This is a genomic window from Agreia bicolorata (assembly GCF_000938265.1).
Lineage (GTDB): Bacteria > Actinomycetota > Actinomycetes > Actinomycetales > Microbacteriaceae > Agreia > Agreia bicolorata.
In genome coordinates this window covers 131010-154435 of record NZ_JYFC01000005.1, presented here as the reverse complement: position 1 = coordinate 154435, position 23426 = coordinate 131010, and the positions used below count along the sequence as shown (strand labels likewise).

Annotated in this window: 19 protein-coding genes; 9 read left to right on the top strand and 10 right to left on the bottom strand. The window is 64.9% G+C overall.

Going from position 1 to position 23426, the window contains the following annotated elements:
- The first annotated feature begins 64 nt into the window (after window positions 1–64).
- From TZ00_RS12510 to TZ00_RS12485, 6 genes are read left to right on the top strand one after another with little or no spacing between them, the layout of a single operon-like run.
- Window positions 65–1006 (top strand): ABC transporter permease, encoded by a 942-nt coding sequence (locus TZ00_RS12510; protein WP_044442171.1) that lies wholly within the window; start codon window positions 65–67, stop codon window positions 1004–1006.
- Window positions 1003–2859: a dipeptide/oligopeptide/nickel ABC transporter permease/ATP-binding protein gene (locus TZ00_RS12505; protein ID WP_044442169.1), complete on the top strand. Its 1857-nt coding sequence runs from the start codon at window positions 1003–1005 to the stop codon at window positions 2857–2859. The genes TZ00_RS12510 and TZ00_RS12505 overlap by 4 nt, the downstream gene beginning before the upstream one ends.
- Entirely contained in the window at window positions 2856–3740 is an 885-nt protein-coding gene (locus TZ00_RS12500; RefSeq protein ID WP_044442167.1) for an ATP-binding cassette domain-containing protein, read from the top strand. Before TZ00_RS12505 ends, TZ00_RS12500 begins: the two co-directional genes overlap by 4 nt.
- Window positions 3737–5293: a carboxylesterase/lipase family protein gene (locus tag TZ00_RS12495; RefSeq protein ID WP_044442166.1), complete on the top strand. Its 1557-nt coding sequence runs from the start codon at window positions 3737–3739 to the stop codon at window positions 5291–5293. Before TZ00_RS12500 ends, TZ00_RS12495 begins: the two co-directional genes overlap by 4 nt.
- Complete coding sequence (locus TZ00_RS12490; RefSeq protein ID WP_044442164.1) at window positions 5290–6513, top strand: CaiB/BaiF CoA transferase family protein; 1224 nt, start codon at window positions 5290–5292, stop codon at window positions 6511–6513. Before TZ00_RS12495 ends, TZ00_RS12490 begins: the two co-directional genes overlap by 4 nt.
- Window positions 6510–8018, top strand: a complete 1509-nt coding sequence (locus TZ00_RS12485) for a carboxyl transferase domain-containing protein (protein WP_044442356.1) — start codon at window positions 6510–6512, stop codon at window positions 8016–8018. Before TZ00_RS12490 ends, TZ00_RS12485 begins: the two co-directional genes overlap by 4 nt.
- Here TZ00_RS12485 and cofD read toward each other — a convergent pair.
- The 10 genes from cofD to TZ00_RS12435 are packed head-to-tail and all read right to left on the bottom strand — an operon-like array spanning window position 8015 to window position 16236.
- Window positions 8015–9016, bottom strand: coding sequence for a 2-phospho-L-lactate transferase (cofD, locus tag TZ00_RS12480; RefSeq protein WP_044442162.1), 1002 nt, complete (start codon window positions 9014–9016; stop codon window positions 8015–8017). The two genes, TZ00_RS12485 and cofD, sit on opposite strands and share 4 nt — an antisense overlap.
- A complete protein-coding gene (locus tag TZ00_RS12475; RefSeq protein ID WP_044442160.1) occupies window positions 9013–10008 on the bottom strand; it encodes an endonuclease/exonuclease/phosphatase family protein in 996 nt (331 codons plus the stop codon). The genes cofD and TZ00_RS12475 overlap by 4 nt, the downstream gene beginning before the upstream one ends.
- Window positions 10008–10376 (bottom strand): response regulator, encoded by a 369-nt coding sequence (locus TZ00_RS12470; protein ID WP_044442159.1) that lies wholly within the window; start codon window positions 10374–10376, stop codon window positions 10008–10010. Before TZ00_RS12470 ends, TZ00_RS12475 begins: the two co-directional genes overlap by 1 nt.
- Complete coding sequence (locus tag TZ00_RS12465; protein WP_161793767.1) at window positions 10373–10702, bottom strand: STAS domain-containing protein; 330 nt, start codon at window positions 10700–10702, stop codon at window positions 10373–10375. The genes TZ00_RS12470 and TZ00_RS12465 overlap by 4 nt, the downstream gene beginning before the upstream one ends.
- Before the next feature lie 40 nt (window positions 10703–10742).
- Window positions 10743–11174 carry an ATP-binding protein gene (locus tag TZ00_RS12460; protein ID WP_052521543.1) on the bottom strand — a complete coding sequence of 144 codons (432 nt, stop codon included), beginning with the start codon at window positions 11172–11174 and terminating at the stop codon, window positions 10743–10745.
- Window positions 11171–12559, bottom strand: a complete 1389-nt coding sequence (locus TZ00_RS12455) for a PP2C family protein-serine/threonine phosphatase (RefSeq protein WP_044442158.1) — start codon at window positions 12557–12559, stop codon at window positions 11171–11173. Before TZ00_RS12455 ends, TZ00_RS12460 begins: the two co-directional genes overlap by 4 nt.
- A complete protein-coding gene (locus TZ00_RS18950) occupies window positions 12556–12879 on the bottom strand; it encodes an STAS domain-containing protein (protein WP_052521542.1) in 324 nt (107 codons plus the stop codon). The genes TZ00_RS12455 and TZ00_RS18950 overlap by 4 nt, the downstream gene beginning before the upstream one ends.
- Window positions 12876–13724: a dolichyl-phosphate beta-glucosyltransferase gene (locus TZ00_RS12445; RefSeq protein WP_052521541.1), complete on the bottom strand. Its 849-nt coding sequence runs from the start codon at window positions 13722–13724 to the stop codon at window positions 12876–12878. Before TZ00_RS12445 ends, TZ00_RS18950 begins: the two co-directional genes overlap by 4 nt.
- Window positions 13721–15007 (bottom strand): oligosaccharide flippase family protein, encoded by a 1287-nt coding sequence (locus TZ00_RS19705; RefSeq protein ID WP_044442157.1) that lies wholly within the window; start codon window positions 15005–15007, stop codon window positions 13721–13723. The genes TZ00_RS12445 and TZ00_RS19705 overlap by 4 nt, the downstream gene beginning before the upstream one ends.
- Window positions 15004–16236: a glycosyltransferase gene (locus TZ00_RS12435; RefSeq protein ID WP_044442156.1), complete on the bottom strand. Its 1233-nt coding sequence runs from the start codon at window positions 16234–16236 to the stop codon at window positions 15004–15006. The genes TZ00_RS19705 and TZ00_RS12435 overlap by 4 nt, the downstream gene beginning before the upstream one ends.
- A 175-nt stretch (window positions 16237–16411) precedes the next feature.
- On the opposite strand from TZ00_RS12435, the gene TZ00_RS18945 reads away from it, so the two are divergent.
- The 3 genes from TZ00_RS18945 to TZ00_RS12420 are packed head-to-tail and all read left to right on the top strand — an operon-like array spanning window position 16412 to window position 23380.
- On the top strand, window positions 16412–18979 hold the full coding sequence (locus tag TZ00_RS18945; RefSeq protein WP_052521540.1) for a hybrid sensor histidine kinase/response regulator: 2568 nt from the start codon (window positions 16412–16414) through the stop codon (window positions 18977–18979).
- On the top strand, window positions 18957–22199 hold the full coding sequence (locus TZ00_RS12425) for a hypothetical protein (protein ID WP_044442155.1): 3243 nt from the start codon (window positions 18957–18959) through the stop codon (window positions 22197–22199). Before TZ00_RS18945 ends, TZ00_RS12425 begins: the two co-directional genes overlap by 23 nt.
- On the top strand, window positions 22199–23380 hold the full coding sequence (locus TZ00_RS12420) for a polysaccharide pyruvyl transferase family protein (protein WP_044442154.1): 1182 nt from the start codon (window positions 22199–22201) through the stop codon (window positions 23378–23380). Before TZ00_RS12425 ends, TZ00_RS12420 begins: the two co-directional genes overlap by 1 nt.
- Window positions 23381–23426 lie beyond the last annotated feature (46 nt).

Genomic DNA, 23426 nt, shown 5'->3' with positions numbered 1-23426 from the left:
TCCCGGGCGGCGTCGGATCGTTCGACGCCGCCCGTCCCACCACCTTCAAGGAAGAAGAGAGACCATGGCGCTTTTCCTGCTTCGCCGGCTCGGTGCGGCCGTTGTGCTCGTGTTCGTGATCGCGACCATGACATTTCTGCTCATGAGCATGACGGGCGGTGACCCGGCCCGAAATATTCTGGGCGACGGGGCGACGGTAGAGCAGGTCGCGGCCAAGTCAGCCGAGCTTGGACTCGATCAGCCTCTGGCCGTGCGCTATGTCGACTGGCTCGGCGCCGCTGTCACCGGTGATTTCGGTCGATCGTGGTTCACGAACGAACCGGTGATGACCTCTCTGGCCAACAAGTTCCCCGTGTCCCTCTCCGTTGTGGTCACGGCCATCCTGGTCACCGCGATCCTCAGCGCGATCCTCGGCGTCACGGCGGCCGTGAGGAGGGGCTGGGTCGACCGCTTCGTTCAGATGTTCGCCGTTCTCGGCTTCGCGTTGCCCAACTTCTGGGTGGCGCTGGTTCTGGTGACTGTCTTCGCGGTCAACCTGAAGCTGCTTCCAGCGACGGGTTTCGTGCCGTTCGCGACGGATCCCTGGCGTTGGGGGCTCGGGCTCATCTTGCCGGTCACGGCCCTCGTCGTCGGAACGATAGCCTCCACGGCGCAGCAGGTGAGAGGCGCCACCATCGACGTACTCAGACAGGACTACGTGCGCACCTTGCGCAGCCGGGGGATCAGCCATCGCTCTCTGCTCTTCAGGCATGTGCTGCGCAACGCCGCCCCTCCTGCGCTCACCGTTCTCTCCCTGCAGTTCGTCGGCCTCCTGGGCGGCGCCATCATTATCGAGAAGATCTTCGCTCTTCCAGGGATCGGCAGCCTCGCGGTCAACGCCACCCTTCAGGGAGACCTGCCTCAGATTCTCGGGCTCGTCGTCGTTATGGTCGTTCTCGTCGTCATCGTCAACCTGGTCATCGACCTGCTCACCGGGTGGCTCAATCCGAAGGCGCGTGTGTCATGAGTGAAGCACTTATCCCGGCGGGCGCGGTCGTTCTTCCCGCCACCGCAGGGCGACAGAAGCTGTATCGCCGAGTCCTCAAGAATCCCATGGCAGTGGGCTCCCTCGGCGTGCTGGCCCTTGTCATCCTCAGTGCTGTCTTCGCCGGCCTGATCACCGGCTGGGATCCGAACAGGGCCGAGCTCTCAGACGCACTGGCGGCACCGTTCGGCGAGCATCTGCTCGGTGCCGATGCGTCGGGCAGAGACATTTTCGCCCGACTCATCTTCGGGGCTCGAGTCAGTCTCGTCGGCGCACTTATCGCGCTCGCGACCGCCCTCGCGATCGGAATTCCCACCGGCCTGATCGCCGGATACTTCCAGGGCTGGTTCGACTCGCTCTCGAGCTGGTTCGCGAGCCTGCTGATGGCTATGCCTGGACTCATCGTGGTTCTCGCGCTGATCTCGGTGATCGGCCCGGGAATCGTCGGGGTCATGGTGACCTTCGGCGCCCTTCTCTCGCCTGGCGTCTTCCGATTGACTCGTTCCGGCGTCGTTTCGGTGCGCCGAGAGCTCTACATCGATGCCGCCAAGGTCTCTGGTCTCAGCAACTACCGCATCATCTCGCGCCATGTGCTCGGCGTGATCCGGGCACCGCTGGTGATTCAGGCATCCATGATCGCGGGAATCGCCATTGTGCTTCAGGCGGGCCTCGAGTTCTTGGGCGTCGGCGATTCGTCGACCGCCAGCTGGGGTCAGATGCTGAGCGAAGCCTTCTCGAACATCTACGTGGCGCCAACCATGATTCTTTGGCCGGGTCTGATCATCGGCATCACCGTAGGGTCGCTCGCCATCTTCGGCGCGGCGCTGCGCGACACCGTGCAGGGAGCGGAACCGGTGCGGAGACCTCGGCGCCGTAAGCCGACGAGTGAAGAGAGTGCGTCGATGCGCCGCCTCGACCTGAGCACGGCCGCCACGGCCGCGGTCGTCTCCCCGCGGGACGGGGGCCACGAGGATCTCGAGCCGAGCGACGCTCTGCTTGTGGTGCGCGATCTTCAGGTCGGATATCCGCAGCCGGATGGCAGTACGACGATCGTCGTCGACGGGGTGTCGCTGCACGTCGACCGCGGCGAGGTGCTCGGACTGGTCGGCGAGTCCGGTTCCGGCAAGTCGCAGACGGCCTTCTCGATCCTTGGGCTGCTGCCGGATACGGGAGCCGTTCTCGGCGGATCCATCTCTTTCGCGGGTCGCACCATCGCGTCGGCCGACGGCGCGACTCATGGAGCCGCCGCTCTCCGGGGTCGTCAGTTCGGGTACATCCCACAGGAACCCATGTCGAATCTCGACCCGAGTTTCACTCTCGGATTCCAACTCGTGGAGCCGATGAGGCACATCCTCGGCCTGAGCCGCCCCGCAGCAAAGACCAGGGCTCTCGAACTGCTCGACCGCGTGGGCATTGCCGATCCTCGACGCACATTCGACGCGTATCCGCACGAGGTCTCGGGAGGAATGGCGCAACGGGTGCTCATCGCCGGTGCCGTCGCCTGCGACCCCGAACTCTTGATCGCTGACGAGCCCACAACCGCCCTCGATGTGACCGTGCAGGCGGAAGTTCTCGACTTGCTGCGCGGGCTGCAGAGAGAGCGGAGCATGGGCATGATCATGGTGACCCACAACTTCGGTGTCGTCGCCGACATCTGCGACCGCGTGGCGGTGATGCAGGCCGGCCGGCTCGTCGAGCAGGCCGAGGCGCTCGAACTGTTCGACGACCCGCACAACCCGTACACGCGCATGCTGCTCTCTTCGACTCTCGAGGACACGGAGCCGCGAGCGGCACGCGGTACGCACGCCGCTTCATCGAGAGGAACGGCACGATGACCGACAACGCGAACGTCGCCGAAGCTCCGCTTCTGACCATCAGCGGGCTTGAGGTCGAGTTCCCCGTCAAGGGATGGCGCCGTCCGCCGTTCAAGGCACTCAAGGGCGTCTCGCTCGACATTCTGCCCGGCGAGACCATGGGGCTTGTGGGCGAGTCGGGCTCGGGCAAGACGACAATCGGCCGCGCTGTGCTCGGACTCGCACCGATCACGGCAGGCTCGATCACCTTCGACGGGCGTGACACGACCCGGCTGTCGCGCACGGAGCGTCGGGCGCTCAGCTCAGACATCCAGGTCGTATTCCAAGACCCCTATACGTCGCTCAACCCGGCGATGACCATCGGCGACATTCTCGCCGAACCCCTTCTCACGTCGGGGATCGCACGAGTCGCGGCCCGCGATCGGATCCGCGAACTCCTCGACCAGGTCAATCTCCCGGCGGATGCCGTGGATCGTCTGCCGCGCGAGTTCTCCGGCGGCCAGCGGCAGCGCGTCGCGATCGCCCGGGCCCTCGCCCTGCGCCCTCGCCTCATCGTCTGCGACGAGCCGGTCTCGGCCCTCGACCTCTCGACGCAGGCCCGCGTGCTCGACCTGTTCATCGACATCCAGGAGCATACGGGCGTGGCCTACCTCTTCGTCTCGCACGACCTGAGCGTCGTTCGGCACATCAGCCACCGCGTCGCCGTGATGTATCGCGGCGAGATCGTCGAGACGGGAGATGCTGCGGCCGTGACGGGTGCGCCCGAGCATCCGTATACCCAGCGTCTTCTGATGGCCGCCCCGGTTCCTCACCCGAGAAGGCAGGCGGTGCGCCGGTCTGAGCGCCACGCTCTTCTCGCCTCGCAGCGGGCGGCGGATGCGGCCCGAGAGACCGTGCGATGAGGCTGATTCTGCCGTCGGGCGTGGTGCACGGGTCGACGGCCCTCACCAAGCGCGCCGACGTTCAGTGCTACCTCGGCATCCCGTTCGCCGCATCGCCGGTCGGAACACTGCGCTTCCGGCCTCCGCAGCCCGTCGAACCCTGGCCGGGCGAGCTCGAAGCGAAGAGATTCGGACCTGCCGCGCCGCAGAATCCCGACCCGTTCATGACGGCAAACGACTACTTTCAGCCGCCGAGCTCGGAGGCGGACTGTCTCAACCTGAACGTCTGGACTCCGCGAGCGGACGCCCAGGCGCGCCCCGTTATGGTGTGGATCCATGGCGGCGGCTACGTCGGCGGCTCCAACTCGAGCGGGCTAAACAATGGAGCGGAACTCGCGGCGACCTTCGACGTTGTTGTGGTCTCGATCAACTACAGGCTGGGCGCGCTCGGCTATCTGCAGCTGGGGCACCTGCTCGGCGAGGAGTTCGCCGACGCCGGCAATCTCGGGGTGCTCGATCAGATCGCGGCACTCGAATGGGTGCGGGACAACATCGCTGCCTTCGGCGGAGATCCGCAGTGTGTGACCGTTTTCGGCGAGTCGGCTGGAGGCGCGGCCGTCGCCACACTGCTCGGTACACCTCGAACTGAGGGGCTCTTCCATCGCGCCATCGTGCAGAGCGGAACGGCGGAGCGAGCTCGTGGGCTGCCGGAATCGGAGGCGATAACGGCGGCCTTTCTTGAGGCGGCGGGCTTGACCGAAGAGACCGCCCATCGGCTCCTCGACCTTCCGCTCGACCAGGTGCTCGCCGCGCAACAGCGTTTCGCCGGCCGTTTCGCCAGGGGCGTCGTCGGCCTCGCGCTTCCGTTTCAGCCGACCATCGACGGCAGGGTGCTGTCAGAAATGCCTCTGGATGCCGTGCGTCGGGGTGTCAACGGCGGCGTGCCTCTTCTGGTCGGAACGAACCGCAACGAGACCTCGATTTTCACGGAGCCGATGTCGGGTGACGGAGATTCGAAAGAAGCCACTGAGGCGAAGCTTGCGGCGGTCTTCGCCGAGGAGCTTCCGGCGGATACCGGTGGCCAGGCGGCACACTACAAGGCCGTTCTCGCCGACGAGCTCGGCCACGAGCCCCGCGATCGGCAGGTGCTCGAGTCGCTCCTGACCGACAGGCTGTACCGCCAGCCCACGAATCGGCTGCTCGACGCGCGCGCATCCAGCGTTGCCGAGACCTACGCCTATCTGTTCACCTGGGAGACCCCGCTGTTCGATGGCCGGCTCGGCGCCTGCCATGTGCTCGATGTTCCCTTCGTCTTTCGGCAGCTCGATCGAATCGAGGCGGTGTCGCTGGTTGGTGAGCATCCGCCGCAGCAGCTCTCTGACTGGATGAGCGCCACCTGGGTGCGCTTCGCGGACACAGGTGTGCCGATGTCTGCGGCGTTGCCGGAATGGACACCGTACGAACCGAGCGCTCGTTCGACGATGGAACTGAACACCCGGCCGACGCTCCTGAATGACCCGCTCGCCGGCCTCCGCCGATTCTGGCTCGAGACGGCGAAGGTGAGTGCCTCATGACTCGCGAAAACATTGCGGTCGACGGGGCAGAGTCGGCCGGCCCTCTCGCAGGAACCCTGGTCGTCGACCTGAGCAGAGCACTGGCCGGTCCGCACGCCGGCATGATGCTCGGTGACCTCGGCGCTCGCGTGGTGAAGATCGAGGCCGTGGGCTCGGGAGACGAGACCCGGCGCTGGGGTCCGCCGTTCGTCGGGCCGGATGACGATCGCCAGTCGAGCTACTTTCTGTCGTGCAATCGCAACAAGGAGTCGCTCGCGCTCGACTTGAAGTCGGCGGCGGACATCCGGATTCTCACGGCGCTTCTCGAGCGCGCAGACGTGGTGATCGAGAACTTCCGCACGGGCGTGATGGACAGGCTTGGCTTGTCGATGACCCGGCTGCACGAGATCAATCCCCGGCTCGTCATTCTCTCGATCACGGGCTTCGGCCACGACGGGCCTGAGGCGGGTCGCGCCGGCTACGACCAGATCGTTCAAGGCGAGGCCGGTCTGATGTCGATCACCGGATCCGGAGTCGACGATCCTCAACGTGTGGGCGTTCCGATCGCGGATCTGCTGTCGGGAATGTACGGCGCCTACGGTGTTCTTGCCGCGCTGCTCGAGCGAACCGCGACCGGTGTCGGCGCCGTCGTGCGCACTTCTCTGCTCTCCGCGGTGGTCGGCGTGCACGCGTTTCAGGGCACCCGGGTGACGGTCGCCGACGAGGTTCCCGAGGCCCAGGGCAATCACCATCCGTCGATCGCGCCTTACGGGCTGTTCGGATGCGCAGACGGTTCGGTGCAGATCAGTGTCGGCAACGAGTCGCTCTGGCAGCGACTCTGTGAACGGTTCGGCATCGACGGCACCGATCCACTGCTGGTCGACAACAGCCAGCGGGTGCGCCACCGGCGGCACACCATCGAGGTGGTCGAGCGGGCGTTCGCTGATTTCACCGCGGCCGAACTGCTGGCTGCGCTCGCGGAGGCCGGCATCCCGGCGGGCACCGTGCGCAGCCTCGACGAGGTCTATCGCTGGGATCAGGTGATCTCGCAGGGCCTGCTGCTCGAGGTCGATCATCCGACGCTCGGCCCCATCGAGCTTCCCGGCCCACCCATTCGCTTCTTCGCAACGGACGGCGAAGCGGAGCGGGAGACGACCAAGCGCCGGCACCGCCCGCCGCCGCTGCTCGACGAGCACGGCTCGTCTATTCGAGAATGGCTTTCGGAGGGCGCAACGAGATGACCGCACCACGCACGAGCGCGACCGAGCTGATTTCCCTGCTGACGGATGCGGGCAGTTTTCGCTCGTGGGACGTGGCGCCGATCGACGTGGTTCCCGACGAGGCCTACCGCGCCGAATTGGCCAGAGCGCGGGAACGCTCCAGTGTCGATGAGTCGGTTCTGACCGGCGAGGGGCGGATCCGCGGGCGCAGGGTCGCGATCGTGGCCTGTGAGTTCGGCTTTCTCGGCGGCTCGATCGGCTTGGCCGCGGCCGAGCGGCTTGTTCTCGCGATCGAGCGTGCGACCCTCGAAGGCCTTCCCATCCTCGCCGGCCCCGCATCCGGTGGAACGCGAATGCAGGAGGGCACCCTCGCCTTCCTGTCGATGGTGAAGATCTCGGCGGCGGTCTCCAGGCACAAGGCCGCGGGGCTGCCCTATCTCGTCTACCTCCGGCATCCCACCACGGGCGGGGTGTTCGCGTCGTGGGGCTCGCTCGGCAACGTCACCATCGCCGAGCCGAACGCGTTGATCGGGTTCCTCGGCCCTCGCGTGTACGAGGCCATCTACGGTGAGGCGTTTCCCGAGGGTGTGCAGACCTCGGAGAACCTGTATCGCAACGGACTCATCGACGGAATCGCGAGTCCACGGCAGCTTCCCGAGCTCGTCGCGCGAGTGCTCACGGTGCTTGAACGCTCCACGTCGGACTCGGACTCGGACTCGGTCTCGGTGCCAGAGCCGGAACGCTGGGACGGTGTGGATGGCGACACCTGGGAGTCGGTTCTGCTCTCTCGGCGCGCCGACCGCCCCGGCATCCGGGCGCTGCTGCACCACGGCGCTCGGCATGTGGTGCCGCTGAACGGTACGGGTCAGGGCGAGCGCGACCCCGGCCTTGTGCTCGCGCTGGCGAAGTTCGGCTCGATGTCGTGCGTGGTCATGGGGCAGGACAGGCAGGCTCAGCGCGCTCGAACTCCTCTCGGCCCGGCGGCCCTGCGCGAAGCACGGCGGGGCATGCGGCTGGCGACGGATCTGAGACTTCCCCTGGTCACGGTCATCGACACCCCCGGAGCGGCCCTCTCGACCGAGGCCGAGGAGGGCGGCCTGGCCGGAGAGATCGCGCGCTGTCTGGCCGAGCTCGTGATGCATCCCGGGCAGACCATCTCGGTGATTCTCGGCGAGGGAACCGGCGGCGGAGCACTTGCTCTTCTGCCGGCCGACCGGACTCTCGCTGGTCGGCACGCGTGGCTGTCACCGCTTCCGCCGGAGGGGGCGAGCGCCATCGTGCATCGAGACATCACGCACGCGCCGCAGATGGCGGCGGCACAGGGCATCGGTGCAGCCGCACTGCTCACCGACGGCATCGTCGACTGGGTCGTTCCGGAACTACCGGATGCCGCGGACGAGCCCGCCGCGTTCTGCGAGCGGGTCTCGTCGACCCTCGAGTACTTCTTAGCGGAGCTGCGCGGGCAGAGTCCTGGCCCCCGCCTGGAGGCCAGGCTCATCCGATACCGACGACTCGGACTCGCCTAGACCCCGAGTTCTCGCGCCGTCTTCAGTGCCGTGGCGGCGAGTACCCCGCTGACCTCGTCGTCGTTCATCCAGAGCGGCACCGGGCGCGAGCGGATTCCTGCGCCGTGCAGCGCCGGAACAGCGCCCGCATCGGTCGAGTCGACGAGCCACGCGTCGAGGATGCCGCCGTTCGTGCGGGCGCCGTAGTGCAGCCCGACAGCCTCGGCGGTCACCCCGACGCCGATCGTCGTCAGGCAGGCAGCTGCCATACCACGCACGGCCGAGCCGTCGATGATGGGGGAGACCCCGACGACAGGTGCACGGGTCTCGGCAACCGCCTCGCGAACTCCGGGAATACCCAGAGTCGTGCCGATCGAGACGACCGGGTTCGACGGTGCGATCAGCACCACATCGGCATCGAGGATGGCGGTGCGCGCCTCGGGCGTGATGCTCGCGCTCTCGACGCCGCGCTGCACAAAGCCCCGTGTGGGGATCGCGGCGCGATGCTTCACCCACCACTCCTCGAAGTGGATCTGGGTGTCGACACCTTCATCGGTGACGGATACGAAGGTCGGTACGTCGGCATCCGTCACGGGCAGGAGACGCACCCCGATCGACGGCCACCGAGATTGGATGCGCTCGGTCGCCTCGGTCAGGCGAAGCCCCTCGCGCAAGAAGTGCGAACGTGCGATGTGCGTGCCGAGGTCGAGGTCGCCCAGGGTGAACCACGGCCAGCCCACTCCGAAGGCGGTGAGCTCGGCGCTCACTCGCTCTGATTCGCCCGCCCGGCCCCAGCCGCGCACCTCGTCGTTCGCGCCGGCGAGCGAGTACATGATCGAGTCGAGGTCGGGGCACACCTTGAGGCCTGTGAGCCACACGTCGTCACCGGTGTTGACGATCGCACTCACCTCGTCGGTGTGGCCACCGTCGCCGTCGGGATGGATGATGGACAGGTGGTGGCGGAGTCCCCGCAGGAACTTGGCCCCGCCGACACCTCCCGCGAGTACGGCGATCTTCACCAGGCGAGTTTATCGCGCGCGTTAGCTGGAAGCCCCAGTTCAACGTTGAGTCGTCGGTGGTCACTGCCGATGCTGACTTCCTCGACGACGGATCCGACCTGAATCTCGTCATTCACGAGAATGTGGTCCAGTCGCATAAGCGGTGGCAATGGACCACCCCACTCGGGCCAGGTGTTGCCGAATCCCGACCCGGCTTCCTGAAAGGCATCTCGCACATCTCCGTCGACGAGCGCATCGAGCGGCGCGTGATCGAGCGTCGCGTTGAAGTCACCGGCAAGCACGATCGGGTACGGGCTTGTCGAAACCATCTTCGCAAGGTCGGGGAACTGCCCAGCCCAGCTCCGGGCATCCTGAGTCGTGAGGGGTGCGACGGTGTGCACGTTGATGACGCGGAGTGTTCCGGACGGTGTCTGGAGATCGGTGAGCAGCATCGGCGATCCGCCCACATCGATCGAGTGGCCGTCATCGATCGGGTACTTGGAGAACGTCGCAGCACCGTGGAACAGGGGCTCCGGTGCGGTCATGCGGTAGGGATACATCGTCCAGAGGTCGGATCGGCCGAGTTCCGTCAGAACCTCCGGCGTCACTTCTTGCAACACCACGACGTCGGGTTCCTCCGCGGCGATGTCGTCGCCGAGCTCCCGAATGTGCTGATTGTCGTAAAGCACGTTCGCCGACACCAATCGGATTGCCTGCTCGTCGGCCGGCAGGGGCTGAGCTCCGTGCCATCCGATCGCGCCCACCATCAGAACGATCTGACACGCGACGAGCGCCGCGGCCGTGATGGACAGTGCGATTCGGCGCTTCCAGATCGCAACTGCGGCGAGCGGGTAGGCGACCATCAGCATCCACACGGCGACCCCCTGCACGCCGATGAGTATCGATATCGAGTCGGAGCGCCAGACGCGGATCACAACCGCGGCTGACAACCCGCAGGCCACGACCCATCCGATGACTCCGAAGAGGCGCGTCGCACGAGAAGCGGATGCCATCACTCGCGTTTGGGTGGGAAGAGCACGTCCAACGCGGCTCCGAGATCCTCCGAGCTGACCGGCTTCGTGAGCTGCGCCGTGATGCGCGACGCGATCTCGGCCGACAGCGACGAATGTTCGAGGATGCCCGTCACTAGAAGGAACGCGGGAGAACTCTCAGCGCGCTCGACCGCGTCGAGAACATCGACTCCCGTTCCCGATGGCAGATGAAAGTCGGAGATGACCAGGTCGTACGGTGTCTCGCCAACCATGCCGACGGCATCGGGCGCATCCGCTGCCTGACTCACGGTCCAGCCGCGACTTCGCAGCATATGGCAGAGCACGAGCCGGGTCACCGGGTCGTCGTCGACCACGAGCGCGAGGCTCACCTCGCCGGCCCTTCTTCTGGCGCGTCGAGCATTGTGAAGATCTCGTCGAATTGAGTCAGCCGGAACACGCGCATCGCGTCAACGGATGCCGGACGGATGAGCGTGACGGAGCCGCCGGCGAGGACGCGGTCTCGCCGAGCTCGGGCAAGCACCGCGAGGCCTGCGCTGTCGACGAAGGTGACGGCGCGGAGATCGATCATGAGATGCCCGACACCGACGAGGTAGGGGTCGGCGAATCGTTCCCGTACTCCGATCGCCTCCACTGCATCGAAGCGCCCCGCCAACGTGACGACCGCGTGGTCAGGGCCATTCGGTTCGACCGACATGCTCAGTTGTGTGTCTGAGGCCGTCGCGGGTTCGTTGTGGTCATTGTGCATTCTGGGTGCCTCCGAAGTCGATCCGCAGCGTGAGTTCGTTCTGTTCGCCGATGCGCCTGTAGCTGAGTTCGCTCACGAGGGAGCGGATGATCTTGATTCCGTATCCGCGCTCCTGGAGCGTGTTCGGTGCCGGGCTTGTCACTGCCGCGAGGTCGAACTCCGTTCCGGAGTCTCTGACCCAGACCGTGAGTTCGGTGCTGTCGAGTACGAGATTCACGTCGACCACCGCACCGGCCGGCAGCTGCCCGTGTTCGATCACATTCATGCAGGCCTCGTGCACCGCGAGTTCGGCGCGTGGGAAGAGCGCTGCCGCGGTCGTGTCGTCGAGGTGATCGATCGCCGAACGCAGCCAACCCCCGATCTCGCGCATGGCGAGAGCGGTCGGCTGAAGTTGGAGGCTCGACTCCGCGACCACGGTCACGACCTGGCCCCTGATCGCGTGATGACGACGAGGGTCGAGTCGTCCGACGCGGGGCTGCCCGCTGCGAAAGAGCCCACGGTCTCGAAGATGCCATCTCCGATGACGGAGCTGGACAGTCCCTGCAATCCGCGGCAGAGTTCGGTGAATCTGTCGTAGCCGAACAGCTCTTCGTCGGGAGAACTCTGCTCCGCCAGACCATCGGAACCGATGATGAGACTCGTGATTCCGTCGATGACGAAGGTCGCGACGATGGGGACCCGACCTCGAATGACACCCAGCGGCGGCACGGATGCCGCCAGGGAGAGGGCGCTCTCCCCATCCATGAAGAGCACGGGAGAGTGTCCGGCGTTGACCAGCGAGACCGCCCGCGTGGACTCGTCGAGGTGGCCCACAGTCATGGTGATGAAGACGCCTGCCTCGTCGAGGTGATCGAACAGCTCGTCTTCGATTCGGGTGAAGACCTCGATGATCGACTCGTCGCGGTGCGCGAGAAAAGCGACCCGACAGGCAGCGACGGCCCGAGTCATGAGCATGGCAGCCGGCAGCCCTTTTCCCGCGACATCTCCGACCGCGAACCAGATCGCCCCGTCTGTCTGACCGAACACGTAGAAGTCGCCTCCCGTGAGCGAGGCTGGCACGGTCCTCGCGAAGATGTCGATCGTCGCCGACCGCGGCGGCTCGTCGGTGATGACCGACTGAGCCAACGCGGAGGCGAGTTGATGCTCCCGTTCGACCGCCGCCTGCTGAAGCTCACGCTGATGCAGCTCGTTGAATGCCATCATCACCCCGAGCGCCGAGTTGATCGCCTCGACGAGCGGAACGTCGGATGTCGCGAACGGGTGGTCGGGAGGGCGGAAGAAGACCAGATGGCGTTCGGCCTCACCGTCAGGATCGAGCCTGCTGATGATCGCGGTGTCGGATGCGGTCGTGCGGAGCAGCTGATCCGGTGCCTCGGAAATGCTGTGGAGAGCGATGTCGGTGTGCTCGTGCAGGTCTCTCGCCTCGCCTCTGACCAGCGTCACAACCCTCTCCTCGAAGAGCAGCACCTGCGACGCCCCGCTGAGGGCGAGGGCTTTGTCGAGAAGCAGTCCGACGGTGTCATCACTGGCCACTCCCTGAACGTTGATCTGAGCCAGCGCCCTCACGGCGATCAGACGATCCTGGCTCGCGATCAGGGCCTCGGTAAGCGCGAGCTGCGTCGACTCGAGATCGGCTATCGATTGCTTCGCCACCGCGGCGGCGCGCCGCACGGCATCGAGCGATGGAGGCGATTCTCGTGCATCCCGCATCGCCAAGTCTGCCAGAAGGTCGATGGCATCGACGGGAGATGGCACACCGGAGCCAGCCGGTTGGATTCCATTCATCGACGGCGGAATAGCGGTCACGGCGAGTCTTCCGCCGCATCGATGATGGTGAACATCTCCGCGAGGTCTGTGATCTCCAGAATCACTCGAACGGGGTCCGAGAGATCCACGAGGATCACTTCGCCGCCGAACGACTTCGCCGTCTTCTGCAGCCGGACGAGTTCGGCCAGAGCTGTCGAGTCGACGAAGGCGACCTGGGAGAGATCGATCTGCAGCACATTCGTCTCGGCGGTGACGAGGCTCAGGACGGATGCCCGAAAAGACGGTGTCTCGTGGGCGTCGAAGCGGCCGACGAGGCGCACGATGCGGTGCGACGGCTCGATCTCGGTTCTGATGATCATGACGGTGTTCCCCTGTCGATCTTGTCGAATGGTACGGGTGTTGAACCGAGCGGATGCGTCGGGCTCATTTCTTGATATCGGCCCCGCAGGTCGTAGAGGCGGATGCGCATCAGATCGCGTACGAACTGCAGACTCACCTTCGCCGCATCGACCGTCGAGCCCGGGGCGTCGATCCACTCAACCGGAACTTCCGCCGTGCGGAATCCAAATTTGTGGGCGAGGTAGAGCACTTCGAGATCGAACGAGAAACCGTCAACCAGCTGCGTCGAGAACAACTTCTTCGCTGCGCCCGCTGTGAAGAGCTTGAAACCACATTGTGTATCGGCCACCTCTACACCGAAGCCTCGCGACACAAGCAGGTGCAGTCCTGCGCTGAGAATACGGCGTCCCATGCTCTTGCCGCTCACATCCGCCCCCTCGACGGCGCGGGATCCGACGACTACGTCGAAGTCGTGGTCGAGAAGGGCGGCGAGCCGATCGTACTGTTCGATCGGCGTGGACTGATCCGCGTCGGCGAACAACACGACTTGTCCTCGTGCTGCGAGCATTCCACGCCGCACCGCATCTCCTTTGCCGGCGTTCTTCTCTGCGACGAGCAGCCGCAGATTCGCGAACCGCAGATCGCGCACCAAAGAGACTGTCGAGTCCGTGGATCCGTCGTCGGCGATGATCAGTTCCCACGGTTGCTCGCGGGCGCTCATATGCGTGGCGATCGCCCCGATGGTGGGCAGGATCCGCCACTCCTCGTTGTATGCGGGAATGACCACAGATACCGCCGGGGGACTGCTCAGCGGTTCGGTCACCCACGCTCGGTATGCGCGATAGGCGGATGAGACCTCGGTCATGGCAGTACCTCTCTGGACGTGCGGGCGGGTTGTCCGATCAGGCCGGCGATCGCCCGGCCGCCGAGGGCGAGGATCAGCGTCGACATGGCGATGAACTGCATGGCGATCAGGGTCGCAATGTCGCCATGCCAGACCAGCAGGAGTGCGACCTGCAGCACCGAGGCGCCGAGCAGGATCCACGATTCGGTCACTCGGGATTGCGACAGGCGATAGCTCGCGACGAGATTGCCGACGGCGAAAAGCGTCGTCATTCCGGCGTACGCAGCGAGCGGCGTCGACAGGCCTCCATATGCCGGGCCGAGCACGATTCCCAGAACGGGTCCGCCGAGCCAGAGTGCGCCGGCGGCGCATGCCGCGCCGATGCCGACGACGACCAGGATGCCTGTCCGCAGCACTGCGGACGACTCGCGCCCGGCCGCATGGCGACGCGCCACCACCGGAAAGATGACCGTGGCCACAGACCAGGTGAGGAAGAAGACGGCGCGTCCCACGAGTGCCACCGCCGCGTAGATGCCGGCGTCGGTGGGTGCGAAGAATGCCTTCGCGACGAATGTATCGCTGTTGTTCGCGATGATCTGTCCCAGGAGCAGAACCGATACGAGTGCCGCATATGAGCGCACCTCGACTGCACTGATCCCGTCACCGGTGCGGTCGCTGCGAGAGTGGCTCAAGAAGCTCACTGCCACACAGGTCACGATGAACGACACGGTCAGTGCGATCGTCGCGCCCTCAACTCCAAAGCCGAACGACACGAGCAGAATCCCCAAGCCGACTCGCGTGACCATCTCCAGTACAAAAGAGAGTGCCAGGGCCGGAAACAACAGGCGAGCCTGCATCACCCCACGGCCGACCGCCTGCACGAGCCAGAACGGAATGCCCGCTCCGAGGATCACGAAGGGCCACGGTGACGCCGTCTGGAAGATCGTTGACCAGAATGGCGAGGCTGCCGCGAGCACTGCACCGGTCGCCGTACCGGCGATCAGCGCGATCCGGCGAAGGCGACGCGCCAACGCGTCTGAGTCTCCGGCGAATCCCAGCTCGTCTGCGCGGGCGATGAACCGCGCGGCCACAAGTTGCAGACAGAGCGCGATTGACGTGAGCGTGAAGAGGAACGTCACCATCAGGTTGGCGTCAGAGAACTCTGCGGGAGTGAGCACGCGACCGAGAAAGAGGTTGAGCGCGTAGTTGCCTGCATTGGCCACGAGCATAGAAACGGCCAGAAGCGAACCGCCGCGCACGAGCCTGCGGCTCGCTCCGGTCGTGGTCACTTCTGGCGTGCTCATCGGATGCTCCGTCGCCGTTTCTCGAGGATCCGCTCGATATGCGCGATGTGCCACTGCACGACCTCGGACATGGGAATGCCGGTTGCGGCAGCGAAATTGCGGCGCCCGAGCGCCTCCTGAGTCGCCGGGTCGTCGAGCACCTGCGCCAGCGCATCCGCCAGGCTCATCGGGTCGCCCGGCTCGAAGTACACGCCGCGGAAGCCCTCCTCCTCGACGATGTCGACGAGATCACCGATACGGGGAAGCACGGCGGCCCTGCCGTACTCGCCTGCCTGGTGGAGCACCCCCGAGCTTCCGGTTGTCGAGGTGTAGGGAAATGCCACAACGGAGGCCGAGAGAAAAAGGTTCGCGATATCGGCTTCCGCGATGTATCCGGGGAATTCCAGATTCGGCACGTCGGCGTAGCGATCTGCTGCCGCGGCCATATACCCGCTCGAGTTCGGACTGTCCGTGCCCGCGAGCACCAGCCGGATGTTCTTCTCTCCGCGCCGAAGGAGCTCGCTGTAGGCGTCGACGAGCATGTCGACCGTCTTGTACGTGCCCCACTTGCCGAAGGCCATGATCGTCCGGGGCCCGGAGGGTGAGCCGAAGGAGGGGGTGGCGATCTCTTCGAAGCTGCCATGCGGTGCGAGTATCGCGTTGCGCGCCCCGTAGCTCGACTGGAGGAATTCGACGTACCGCGGGATCGTGAGCGCCACCAGATCGGCGCGCAGCAGCACGCGTGTCAGAATCCGCCCGGCTAACGTCATCGCTCGGGCGGCGACAGCGGATCCCGCGAAGCCCGCGTCTTTCATGTCGACATTGTCGGCGAGGTTGTGCAGGATCAGAAGCGTCGGCACCCGTCGGAACCGCAGAAGCGCTGGGATGAACAGGCCGAGAGCTCCGGGGATCCTCTTATCGCCGAACGAGGCGAATTGCAGGTTGAGGATGACGGCGTCGGGCGCCGTCAGAGCGATCGCCCGGGGAACGGTCAGCACGTTCTTCAGCGAGTTGAAACGCCAGCAGGGGCGGAATGTCACCTTCTGTATGGCGTCCGGATCGCCAGCCGTGGTCTCGTCCGAGTAGACAAGCACCTCGTTCACCTCGTCGAGTCGGGCAAGGTGCTTCACCAGGTGGAAGCCGAACTCATTGAGGCTGTTGCGGCCCGGAGGAAATGCAGACACCACGCCGATCCGGAGGCCGCGGGATTCATGGGCGCCCGCAGAAACGCTCGAATCGTCGTACACCATGCTCGTCTCCCCACGCGAGGTGTGTAGCCGAGCATAGCCCCGCGGGCGCGCTAGTCGTGGAAAGTTTTCAAACGTGATGTCGACATCGTTGACCACGAGTTCGGCGGGGTGCACTCTTGAGACCACGCCGAGCACGGATCGCGGTCGCAGCAGGGGGAGGTCTGGAGGCGTGAGAATGCCGAGAGAACTGATCGGACCGCTCGAGACGTCGCGACCGGTCGCAGCGGGGCTGATCGCTCTCTTCGCGCTGACCGCGGTCTACGGGGCGTCGCTCTGGCTTCTGGCTCCGTCGCCCGGGGCCCGAGCGTGGTTCACGGCGGGCTACCTGGCGATCGAGGCTGCTTCTGCTCTGTTCATCGGCTTGCGCGTCGCGATGGTGGTGCGCGAGCGTCTCGCGTGGTCGTTCCTGTGCCTCGCGCTCCTCTCGCTCACGGCGGGTGATGCGATCGAATCTCTCTCCGTGGCGCCAGGTGATCCGCAGCCGAATTCCGAGGCCTCGCAGATTCTCTACGTCGTCTTCGCGCTCTGCGTCTTCGTCGGTCTCGGCCTCATCATCCGGGCGCGCGTGGCCCGAGTCTCGCTCTCGGTGTGGCTCGACGGGCTCATCGCCGCTCTGGGGCTGCTCGCCGTCGTCTCCTATTTCACCTTCACAGCGGGAGAGACGTTCACGTCCACCGAGGCCGTCGAATTGTTGTATCCGTCTGCACCGTTGTTGTTCCTCGCCATGCTTGTGGCCGCGCTGACGGCCCTCGACAGAAGGCCGAGCCTGGCCTGGTCGCTGCTGGCCACGGGATCCGTGCTGATGGTCGCATCCAACATCATGCTGACCCCGTCGATGGCAGTGGGCGACTACGGTGTGGGGTCGCCCGTCGACGTGATGTGGCCTGCGGCGACCGCGTTGTTCGCGCTCGCGGCATGGTGCTCGGTGCCGAAGCCGCAATCACAGAAGTCCCGGCTTCGTGGAATCGTCTTCGCTCCGGCGATCTTCTCGGCCGCCTCTCTCGCAATCCTCGTGCTCAACGAGATGGGGCCGAGCGTCGACGTGCCGGAGTACTTCGCCTTCGGGGCTCTGGCGGCGGGACTGCTGCGATTGTTGATCGCCGTTGCAGACGCGGAGCGCCTGAGGCAGAACGAGAAGTCGCTGAACGGCGATCTGGAACGTGCCCGAGACAGGGCCCTCGAGGCCGCGGCGGCGAAGAGCACGTTCCTCGCCACGATGAGTCACGAGATCAGGACGCCGCTCAACGCCGTGCTCGGTATGAACGAGCTGCTGCTCGACACCGACCTCGACCCGACTCAGCGCGATTACGTCGAGAAGGCATCGCTCAGCGGATCGCTGCTTCTGGAGCTCATCACCGATGTCCTCGACTTTTCGAAGATCGAGGCAGGCGCCATCGAGCTCGAGCATCGCGGCTTCGACCTCGAGCGACTGGTCACCGGCAGCGCGACGGTGCTCTCGTTCGCTGCGGAGAGCAAACAGCTGCCCATCATCGCCGAGTATGCCGCCGATGTGCCCCGATTCGTCGTGGGCGACGCGACGCGCCTACGACAGGTGCTGGTCAATCTGCTCGGCAATGCCGTGAAGTTCACCAGTAGCGGCGAAGTGCGCCTGATCGTGTCACGCGGTGTCCAGAACGATGCGATCCGATTCGAGGTCACCGACACGGGTCCCGGCATCGAACCGGACCAGGTGACGCGCCTGTTCGAACCCTTCACTCAGAGTGACGAGTCCACCACACGGGTGCACGGCGGAACCGGGCTGGGATTGTCGATCTGCCAGTCGCTCGTCGGCATGATGGGAGGCCTCATCGAGGTCGAGAGCGAGCCGGGGAGAGGATCCCGCTTCTGGTTCGAGATCGTTATGGAGGCCAGTGCGGCACAGAACGAGGCGGCGCAGAACGAGGTGGCACAGAACGAGGCGGCACAGAACCAGGCGGCGCAGGCCGACACCGCCGACGCTTCGCTCGTCGCCACGACCACGGAGCCCGCGCGCCCGTTGTCTAGACCGCTTCGGGTCCTGATCGCCGAAGACAATCCAACACTGCAGCTGCTCTCCACACGGCTTGTGGCCAAACTCGGACATGTCGCGTCGACGGTGTCGAACGGCGAGGCCGCCGTCGAGGCGGTCGAGCGCGAACGCTACGACGTAGTGCTGATGGACGTACACATGCCGATCCTCGACGGTCTTGATGCGACGCGCCGCATCCGATCAGCGGACGCGAGCATCGCCCAGCCGTACATCATCGCGCTCACGGCAGGAGCGACGACTCGCGACCGTGAGGACTGTTTCGCGGCCGGCGTGGACGCCTACATCTCGAAGCCGTTCACGTCGGAGGACCTGAGACACGCATTCCTTTCCGTGGAGCTCGCTGCGGTCGTCGCCGACCCGCAGGTCGCACCGGAGGGCGCTCGTCCTTTCGGCCTGCTCGACGAGTTGGGAGCCGATGCGAAGGCCGACGTGCTGCGCACTTTCGTTGTGCGCAGCGCGGAGGATATCCTCGTGCTCGAACGCGCGCTCGCGGACAATGACGCCGGAGACCTTCGATTCATTGCCCATCGGCTTCGCGGCGGAAGCCTCGCGCTGGGAGCGACCGACCTCGCGCAGGCCTGCCTCGCGATCGAGCTTGCGCCACCTGGCGATGAGCTCGGCAACGCACCGCGACTCGACGCCGTGCGTCTGGCATTGGACGCCGTCGTTCGCGATATCGAAGCAGAAGCCCGTGCGCATCCGCCGTCGGAGTGAGCGGCCGCCCGGAGCGGCCGGTCTGTCCGCCAGGACGATCGCGTTGCTCGCCGGTGCCGTGTACTTCGCCGCCTCCCTGATCATCTTCCGAGACGTGCTCACGGCCATCCCCTCGGTGCTGCGGGGCGACGCCGTCATCGCCGGCGACGAGCTCGTGCCGTTCTTCAACTGGCACAGCCAGCTGCTCGATCAAGCTGCCGGGCAGTTCAACGAACTGGTCAACGGATACGAGTTCCGGGTGCGCTACGCGTTTCTCACGACCTGGTTGCGTTACTACACGATTCTGCCGTTCGCGATTCTGATCGTTATTCCCGCGCTCTTCTGGGCGGCCTATCTCACCGTCGCCCGTTTCATGGATCGGGTGTTCACCTCGGTGTCATCGCAGGCGATTTACCTGGCGACGTTCTTTCCCGTCAGCCTCATCTACCTGATCATGGTGTATTCCAAGATCACGCACTTCTACACCCTGATCCTCGGCCTGGTGCTGATGACCATCTCGTCATTGTGGATGCTGTACGCGCTACTCTTCGCGGGCCGCAGGTGGAAGCGCTACATGCTGATCGCCTGTATTGCGACGTTACTGAACCCCGCGATCCACTACCTGATTCTGTTCAGTCTGTTCTTCGCCCTCACGATCGTCACTCTGCTCGTCGGCGAGATCGGCAACTGGATCCGCAAGGGCGGTCCCGCACGCCTTGGGATGCTTCCGCGGCGGGTTCATCGGCTGGTGGTCGAACGCGGGCGCGCTCGACGGCTCCTAGCCTGGTTCCGGCTGTGGTCGGCTACTACCACGGGGCGAACCGTGCTCGCGTTCGGCATGTACGCGCTCATCACCCTCGTGCCGTATGCACTGTTCGTGAAGTACGTCGCCCTCGCGGGGGTGTCCAATCTCAGTGACACCGTGCCGGGCGACTTCTATTTCATTCAGGATGCGTCGGTCTCGTGGCTGCACGAACTCTCTTGGGATCTGGCCGGTATCACCGACAAGATCCTGTTCGGAGACTACCTCGCGAAGGTGCCCCGGTATCCCGATGCGATCTACACGTTGCTCCTCTTCGTTCCGCTCGTCATTCCGGCCGTTCGGCGACGCCTCTTCCGCACCAGGCCCCACCGGCAGCTGCTCGGCGTGATCTACGTGGCGATCGGCTTCGCGCTCTGGGCCACGATCGGATACGGCGAGCCGCTGTGGTTCCCGACCTTCCACCGCACGCTGGCCGCGCTGGCGATCACCGCCAACGACAGCCACTCGGCGATCGGCAATCTCGTGGTCACGGCTGCGGGCACGGTCGTGCAGATCCTGAGGTTCCCGCATCGGTTCCAGCTCATTCTCTTTATGCTCGCGCCTCTGGTGATGTCCTTGACCCTCGCCTACCTCATCGATTTCGTCAGTGGGCGGTGGCTTCGGCACTCCCCGCGTAAGAAGCCTCGGGTGCGTGCGTCTAGACCCATTCGTGCGAGTCGACCGCTGCGAAACGCCACGAGGACCCAGGCGCGTACGGAGCTTCTGGTCAAGCTGCTCGCCACCGCCTGCATCGGCGCCGTGTTCTTCACGCCGTTCTGGTCGAACGATCCCTACAGATCCGTCTTCGGCTCCGGCAACATGGCGGGCTTCCTCTCGCCGTTCCCGCTCGATGACCTCAAGCAGGTGAAGCAGGCCCTGAATGAGCTCCCCGAGGGCAAGACCGTCGTCCTTCCTCCGACGGAGACCGCCAAACTGGTCGCCGACAGCAACGGGGTCGACCACAAGTTCATCGACAAGTTCTTCATCTACTACCTCGACAAGCCGAGCTACTACTACGGGCTCACGGGAGACGTGAAGAACAAGTTCGAGTTCTTCCTCATCCTGCGCGGGTTGTACTACCAGCAAGACTGGTGGATCAACGTCGCTCGAGACATCAACGTGAAGTACATCATCGTGAACAGGAAGATCCACTCCAACAACGGAGTCGGAGCGGAGTATCTGCCGAATGTCGAGAGTTATGTCGAGCCGGGTCTCGCCCGTCTGAAAGACGATGTCACCCTGCGTTTTCAGAACAGCAGCTATGCGCTCTACGAGATCACCGACCAGCCGAAGGCCGACCGCCCGACGCTGCTCGTCGACTCGAGCTGGCAGAGCTACCTCGACCTCGTGTTCAGCCGGCGGAATCTGAGTCGCTGCTACACGTTCGAGTTCACCCCGTACTTCGATCCGAAGACCGTTCGCCAGGACTCGCCGATCACCCTCCTCACCGACGACGAACCCACGTCGGCGCTCGACATGTATCTGCTCGACCATCCGGACGCGATCTCCGGTCCTGACACGCGCATGTTCGCCTTCAATCCGGACGTCGTCGCGTCGAACTACTACCTGTCGCCGATGTTCCGATCGTTCCTGCTCTTCTCGAATACGAAATGGAATCGCACGGGCATGATCACACCGGGCGTGTTCGGCACGCTGCGCGGCTCGTTCATCGGCTTGCCGCGAGCCACGGAGATCAGCGTTCCTGTCAAGGTCGCGAATGCCGGCCGCTATCACGTGCTCATGCGCACGGCGAACACGGCGAACACGCTGCACGTGACGGCCCCGTCTCTCGGCTACGACCAGACAATGGAGCTGCGGTCCTCCGCAGAGAACGTCAAGATGTTCGCCGCTGGCGACGTGTACAAGACCGACAGGGTGGCGGTCGACACCAGCGGCATGTCCGTCGACCAGCTGGAGAGCGAGATTCCCGATCAGCTCGTGCCGGTGAACTTCGGCTACAGCTATCAAGACCTCGGTGTGGTCGATGCGGACGCCGGTTCCCACACGTTCTCCATCGACAAGACCGACACGAATCCCATGCTGTTCGAGGGAATCATGCTCGTTCCGGATGACGTCTACCAGACGCTCGAACTGCCCTCTAATGTCACGCCCATCACCAATCCGGACGACCTTGGCTGCTCAGAGCACACGGAGAGCGCCGGCGGCAAGGACGGCTACGTCGATCCGGCCGCAAACCCCGAACACGCGAACCTGACCCAGGATGAGCTCCTCAACCTTGCCGCCGCAGACGTGCAGGACCTCGAGCCCCCGGCGGGAGGCGTCGTCGGCTCCAGTTGGATCGGCATCGGCCTGACCGTGCTGCTCCTTGCGTTCAGCGGGCTTCTTGTTCGCTGGCGCGCGCGACTGCGGCCGGACGAGCCAGACGAGCCAGACCCCGAAGACAGCACTCACCCATCCACCGATAAGGAGTCTCCATAATGACCACGACACCGCGGCGAATCGTGTTCCTCGGAACCCATGGCCAATACAACATCGGTGACGAGCTGCTTCTCGAGACCTTCCTCACCCAGCTGGGTGCACAGCATCACTACGTCGTGAACAGCTACGACCCGGAATACACCCGCACCCAGTTGAAGGGCCGTTTCACCGTCGATGTCATAGACACGGCGCGAGACAGGCTGAAACTCCTCCGCGAGCTGCTGCACTGCGACCTTCTCGTCTTCGGTGGAGGCTCCATCGTCAAAGAGCTCTATGCCTCGACCGGGCGGAACCGCTATTCCACGCTGCTGATGATCCTCGCAATCGTGACGTTCGCGCATCGAATAGCGCGCAAACCAATCGCGATGCTCAACATCGGCGTTGGCCCCTTGCGTACACCGCGCGGTCTCCGTCTGGCCCGCATGATCCTGTCGCAGGTCGACGAGTTGACCGTGCGCGACGAGAGATCGGCATCGACGTGTCTATCGGTCGGAGTCGAGCCTATTCTCGCCACCGATGCCGTCTTCTCTCTCGACCGTGTCGCATTGCTCGGGGCTGGAGATCGCACACCTGGCGAACCGGCGCCGCCCGTCCACTCCGCAGCCGCCGCGACACGACCGGTGCGGATCGCGCTGAATCTCAACTTCGATATCGAGAACCCCTCCAATTGGGAACGCTTTCTCACGGATCTGGCTCGTGTGCTCGAGCAGGTCCACGCGGATCATCCGATCGAATTGCACTCCCTTCCGATGCAGATCGGATTCAAGGAGCACGACGATGCAGAGGTGCTGAACGCGTTCGCAGCGCGTATTCCATCGATCCCGTTCGTTCGCAGTCCGTTGGCATCGCACGTCGACGCCGCGGAGACAATCGCCCGGTGCGACATCATCGTCAGCGAGCGGCTCCACGCGATCGTTATGGCCTCCATCCTCGGGGTTCCCGCTTTTGTCCTTGCATACGACGTCAAGGTGAAAGAACTCGCGACGATGCTCAAGCTGGAGCCGTGGACAGTCGATATCAATGAGCCGTTCGCGGTCGACAAGGTCGCCGCGAGTCTGAACGATCTCATCGAGCGCCGTGCGATCGTTTCTGCGCAGCTGGGCTCACGAAGCATCGAGCTCCATGCCGAGGCGCAGATGAACTTCGCGGCGGTCCGAGACTGGATAGCCATGTCGGCCTGACGCGCAGCCCACGTCGGCAGCGTACGCAGAGGCGAGGCGGCGGCGC

What these genes read in the sequence shown, in the direction of transcription:
- TZ00_RS12495 (WP_044442166.1), top strand. Translation starts at nt 3,737, where the DNA reads ATGAGGCTGATTCTGCCGTCGGGCGTGGTGCACGGGTCGACGGCCCTC.
- TZ00_RS12475 (WP_044442160.1), bottom strand. Translation starts at nt 10,008, where the DNA reads ATGGCATCCGCTTCTCGTGCGACGCGCCTCTTCGGAGTCATCGGATGG.
- TZ00_RS19705 (WP_044442157.1), bottom strand. Translation starts at nt 15,007, where the DNA reads ATGAGCACGCCAGAAGTGACCACGACCGGAGCGAGCCGCAGGCTCGTG.
- TZ00_RS12500 (WP_044442167.1), top strand. Translation starts at nt 2,856, where the DNA reads ATGACCGACAACGCGAACGTCGCCGAAGCTCCGCTTCTGACCATCAGC.
- TZ00_RS12510 (WP_044442171.1), top strand. Translation starts at nt 65, where the DNA reads ATGGCGCTTTTCCTGCTTCGCCGGCTCGGTGCGGCCGTTGTGCTCGTG.
- TZ00_RS18950 (WP_052521542.1), bottom strand. Translation starts at nt 12,879, where the DNA reads ATGATCATCAGAACCGAGATCGAGCCGTCGCACCGCATCGTGCGCCTC.
- TZ00_RS12505 (WP_044442169.1), top strand. Translation starts at nt 1,003, where the DNA reads ATGAGTGAAGCACTTATCCCGGCGGGCGCGGTCGTTCTTCCCGCCACC.
- TZ00_RS12485 (WP_044442356.1), top strand. Translation starts at nt 6,510, where the DNA reads ATGACCGCACCACGCACGAGCGCGACCGAGCTGATTTCCCTGCTGACG.
- TZ00_RS12465 (WP_161793767.1), bottom strand. Translation starts at nt 10,702, where the DNA reads ATGTCGGTCGAACCGAATGGCCCTGACCACGCGGTCGTCACGTTGGCG.
- TZ00_RS12420 (WP_044442154.1), top strand. Translation starts at nt 22,199, where the DNA reads ATGACCACGACACCGCGGCGAATCGTGTTCCTCGGAACCCATGGCCAA.
- TZ00_RS12445 (WP_052521541.1), bottom strand. Translation starts at nt 13,724, where the DNA reads ATGACCGAGGTCTCATCCGCCTATCGCGCATACCGAGCGTGGGTGACC.
- TZ00_RS12490 (WP_044442164.1), top strand. Translation starts at nt 5,290, where the DNA reads ATGACTCGCGAAAACATTGCGGTCGACGGGGCAGAGTCGGCCGGCCCT.
- TZ00_RS18945 (WP_052521540.1), top strand. Translation starts at nt 16,412, where the DNA reads ATGCCGAGAGAACTGATCGGACCGCTCGAGACGTCGCGACCGGTCGCA.
- TZ00_RS12435 (WP_044442156.1), bottom strand. Translation starts at nt 16,236, where the DNA reads ATGGTGTACGACGATTCGAGCGTTTCTGCGGGCGCCCATGAATCCCGC.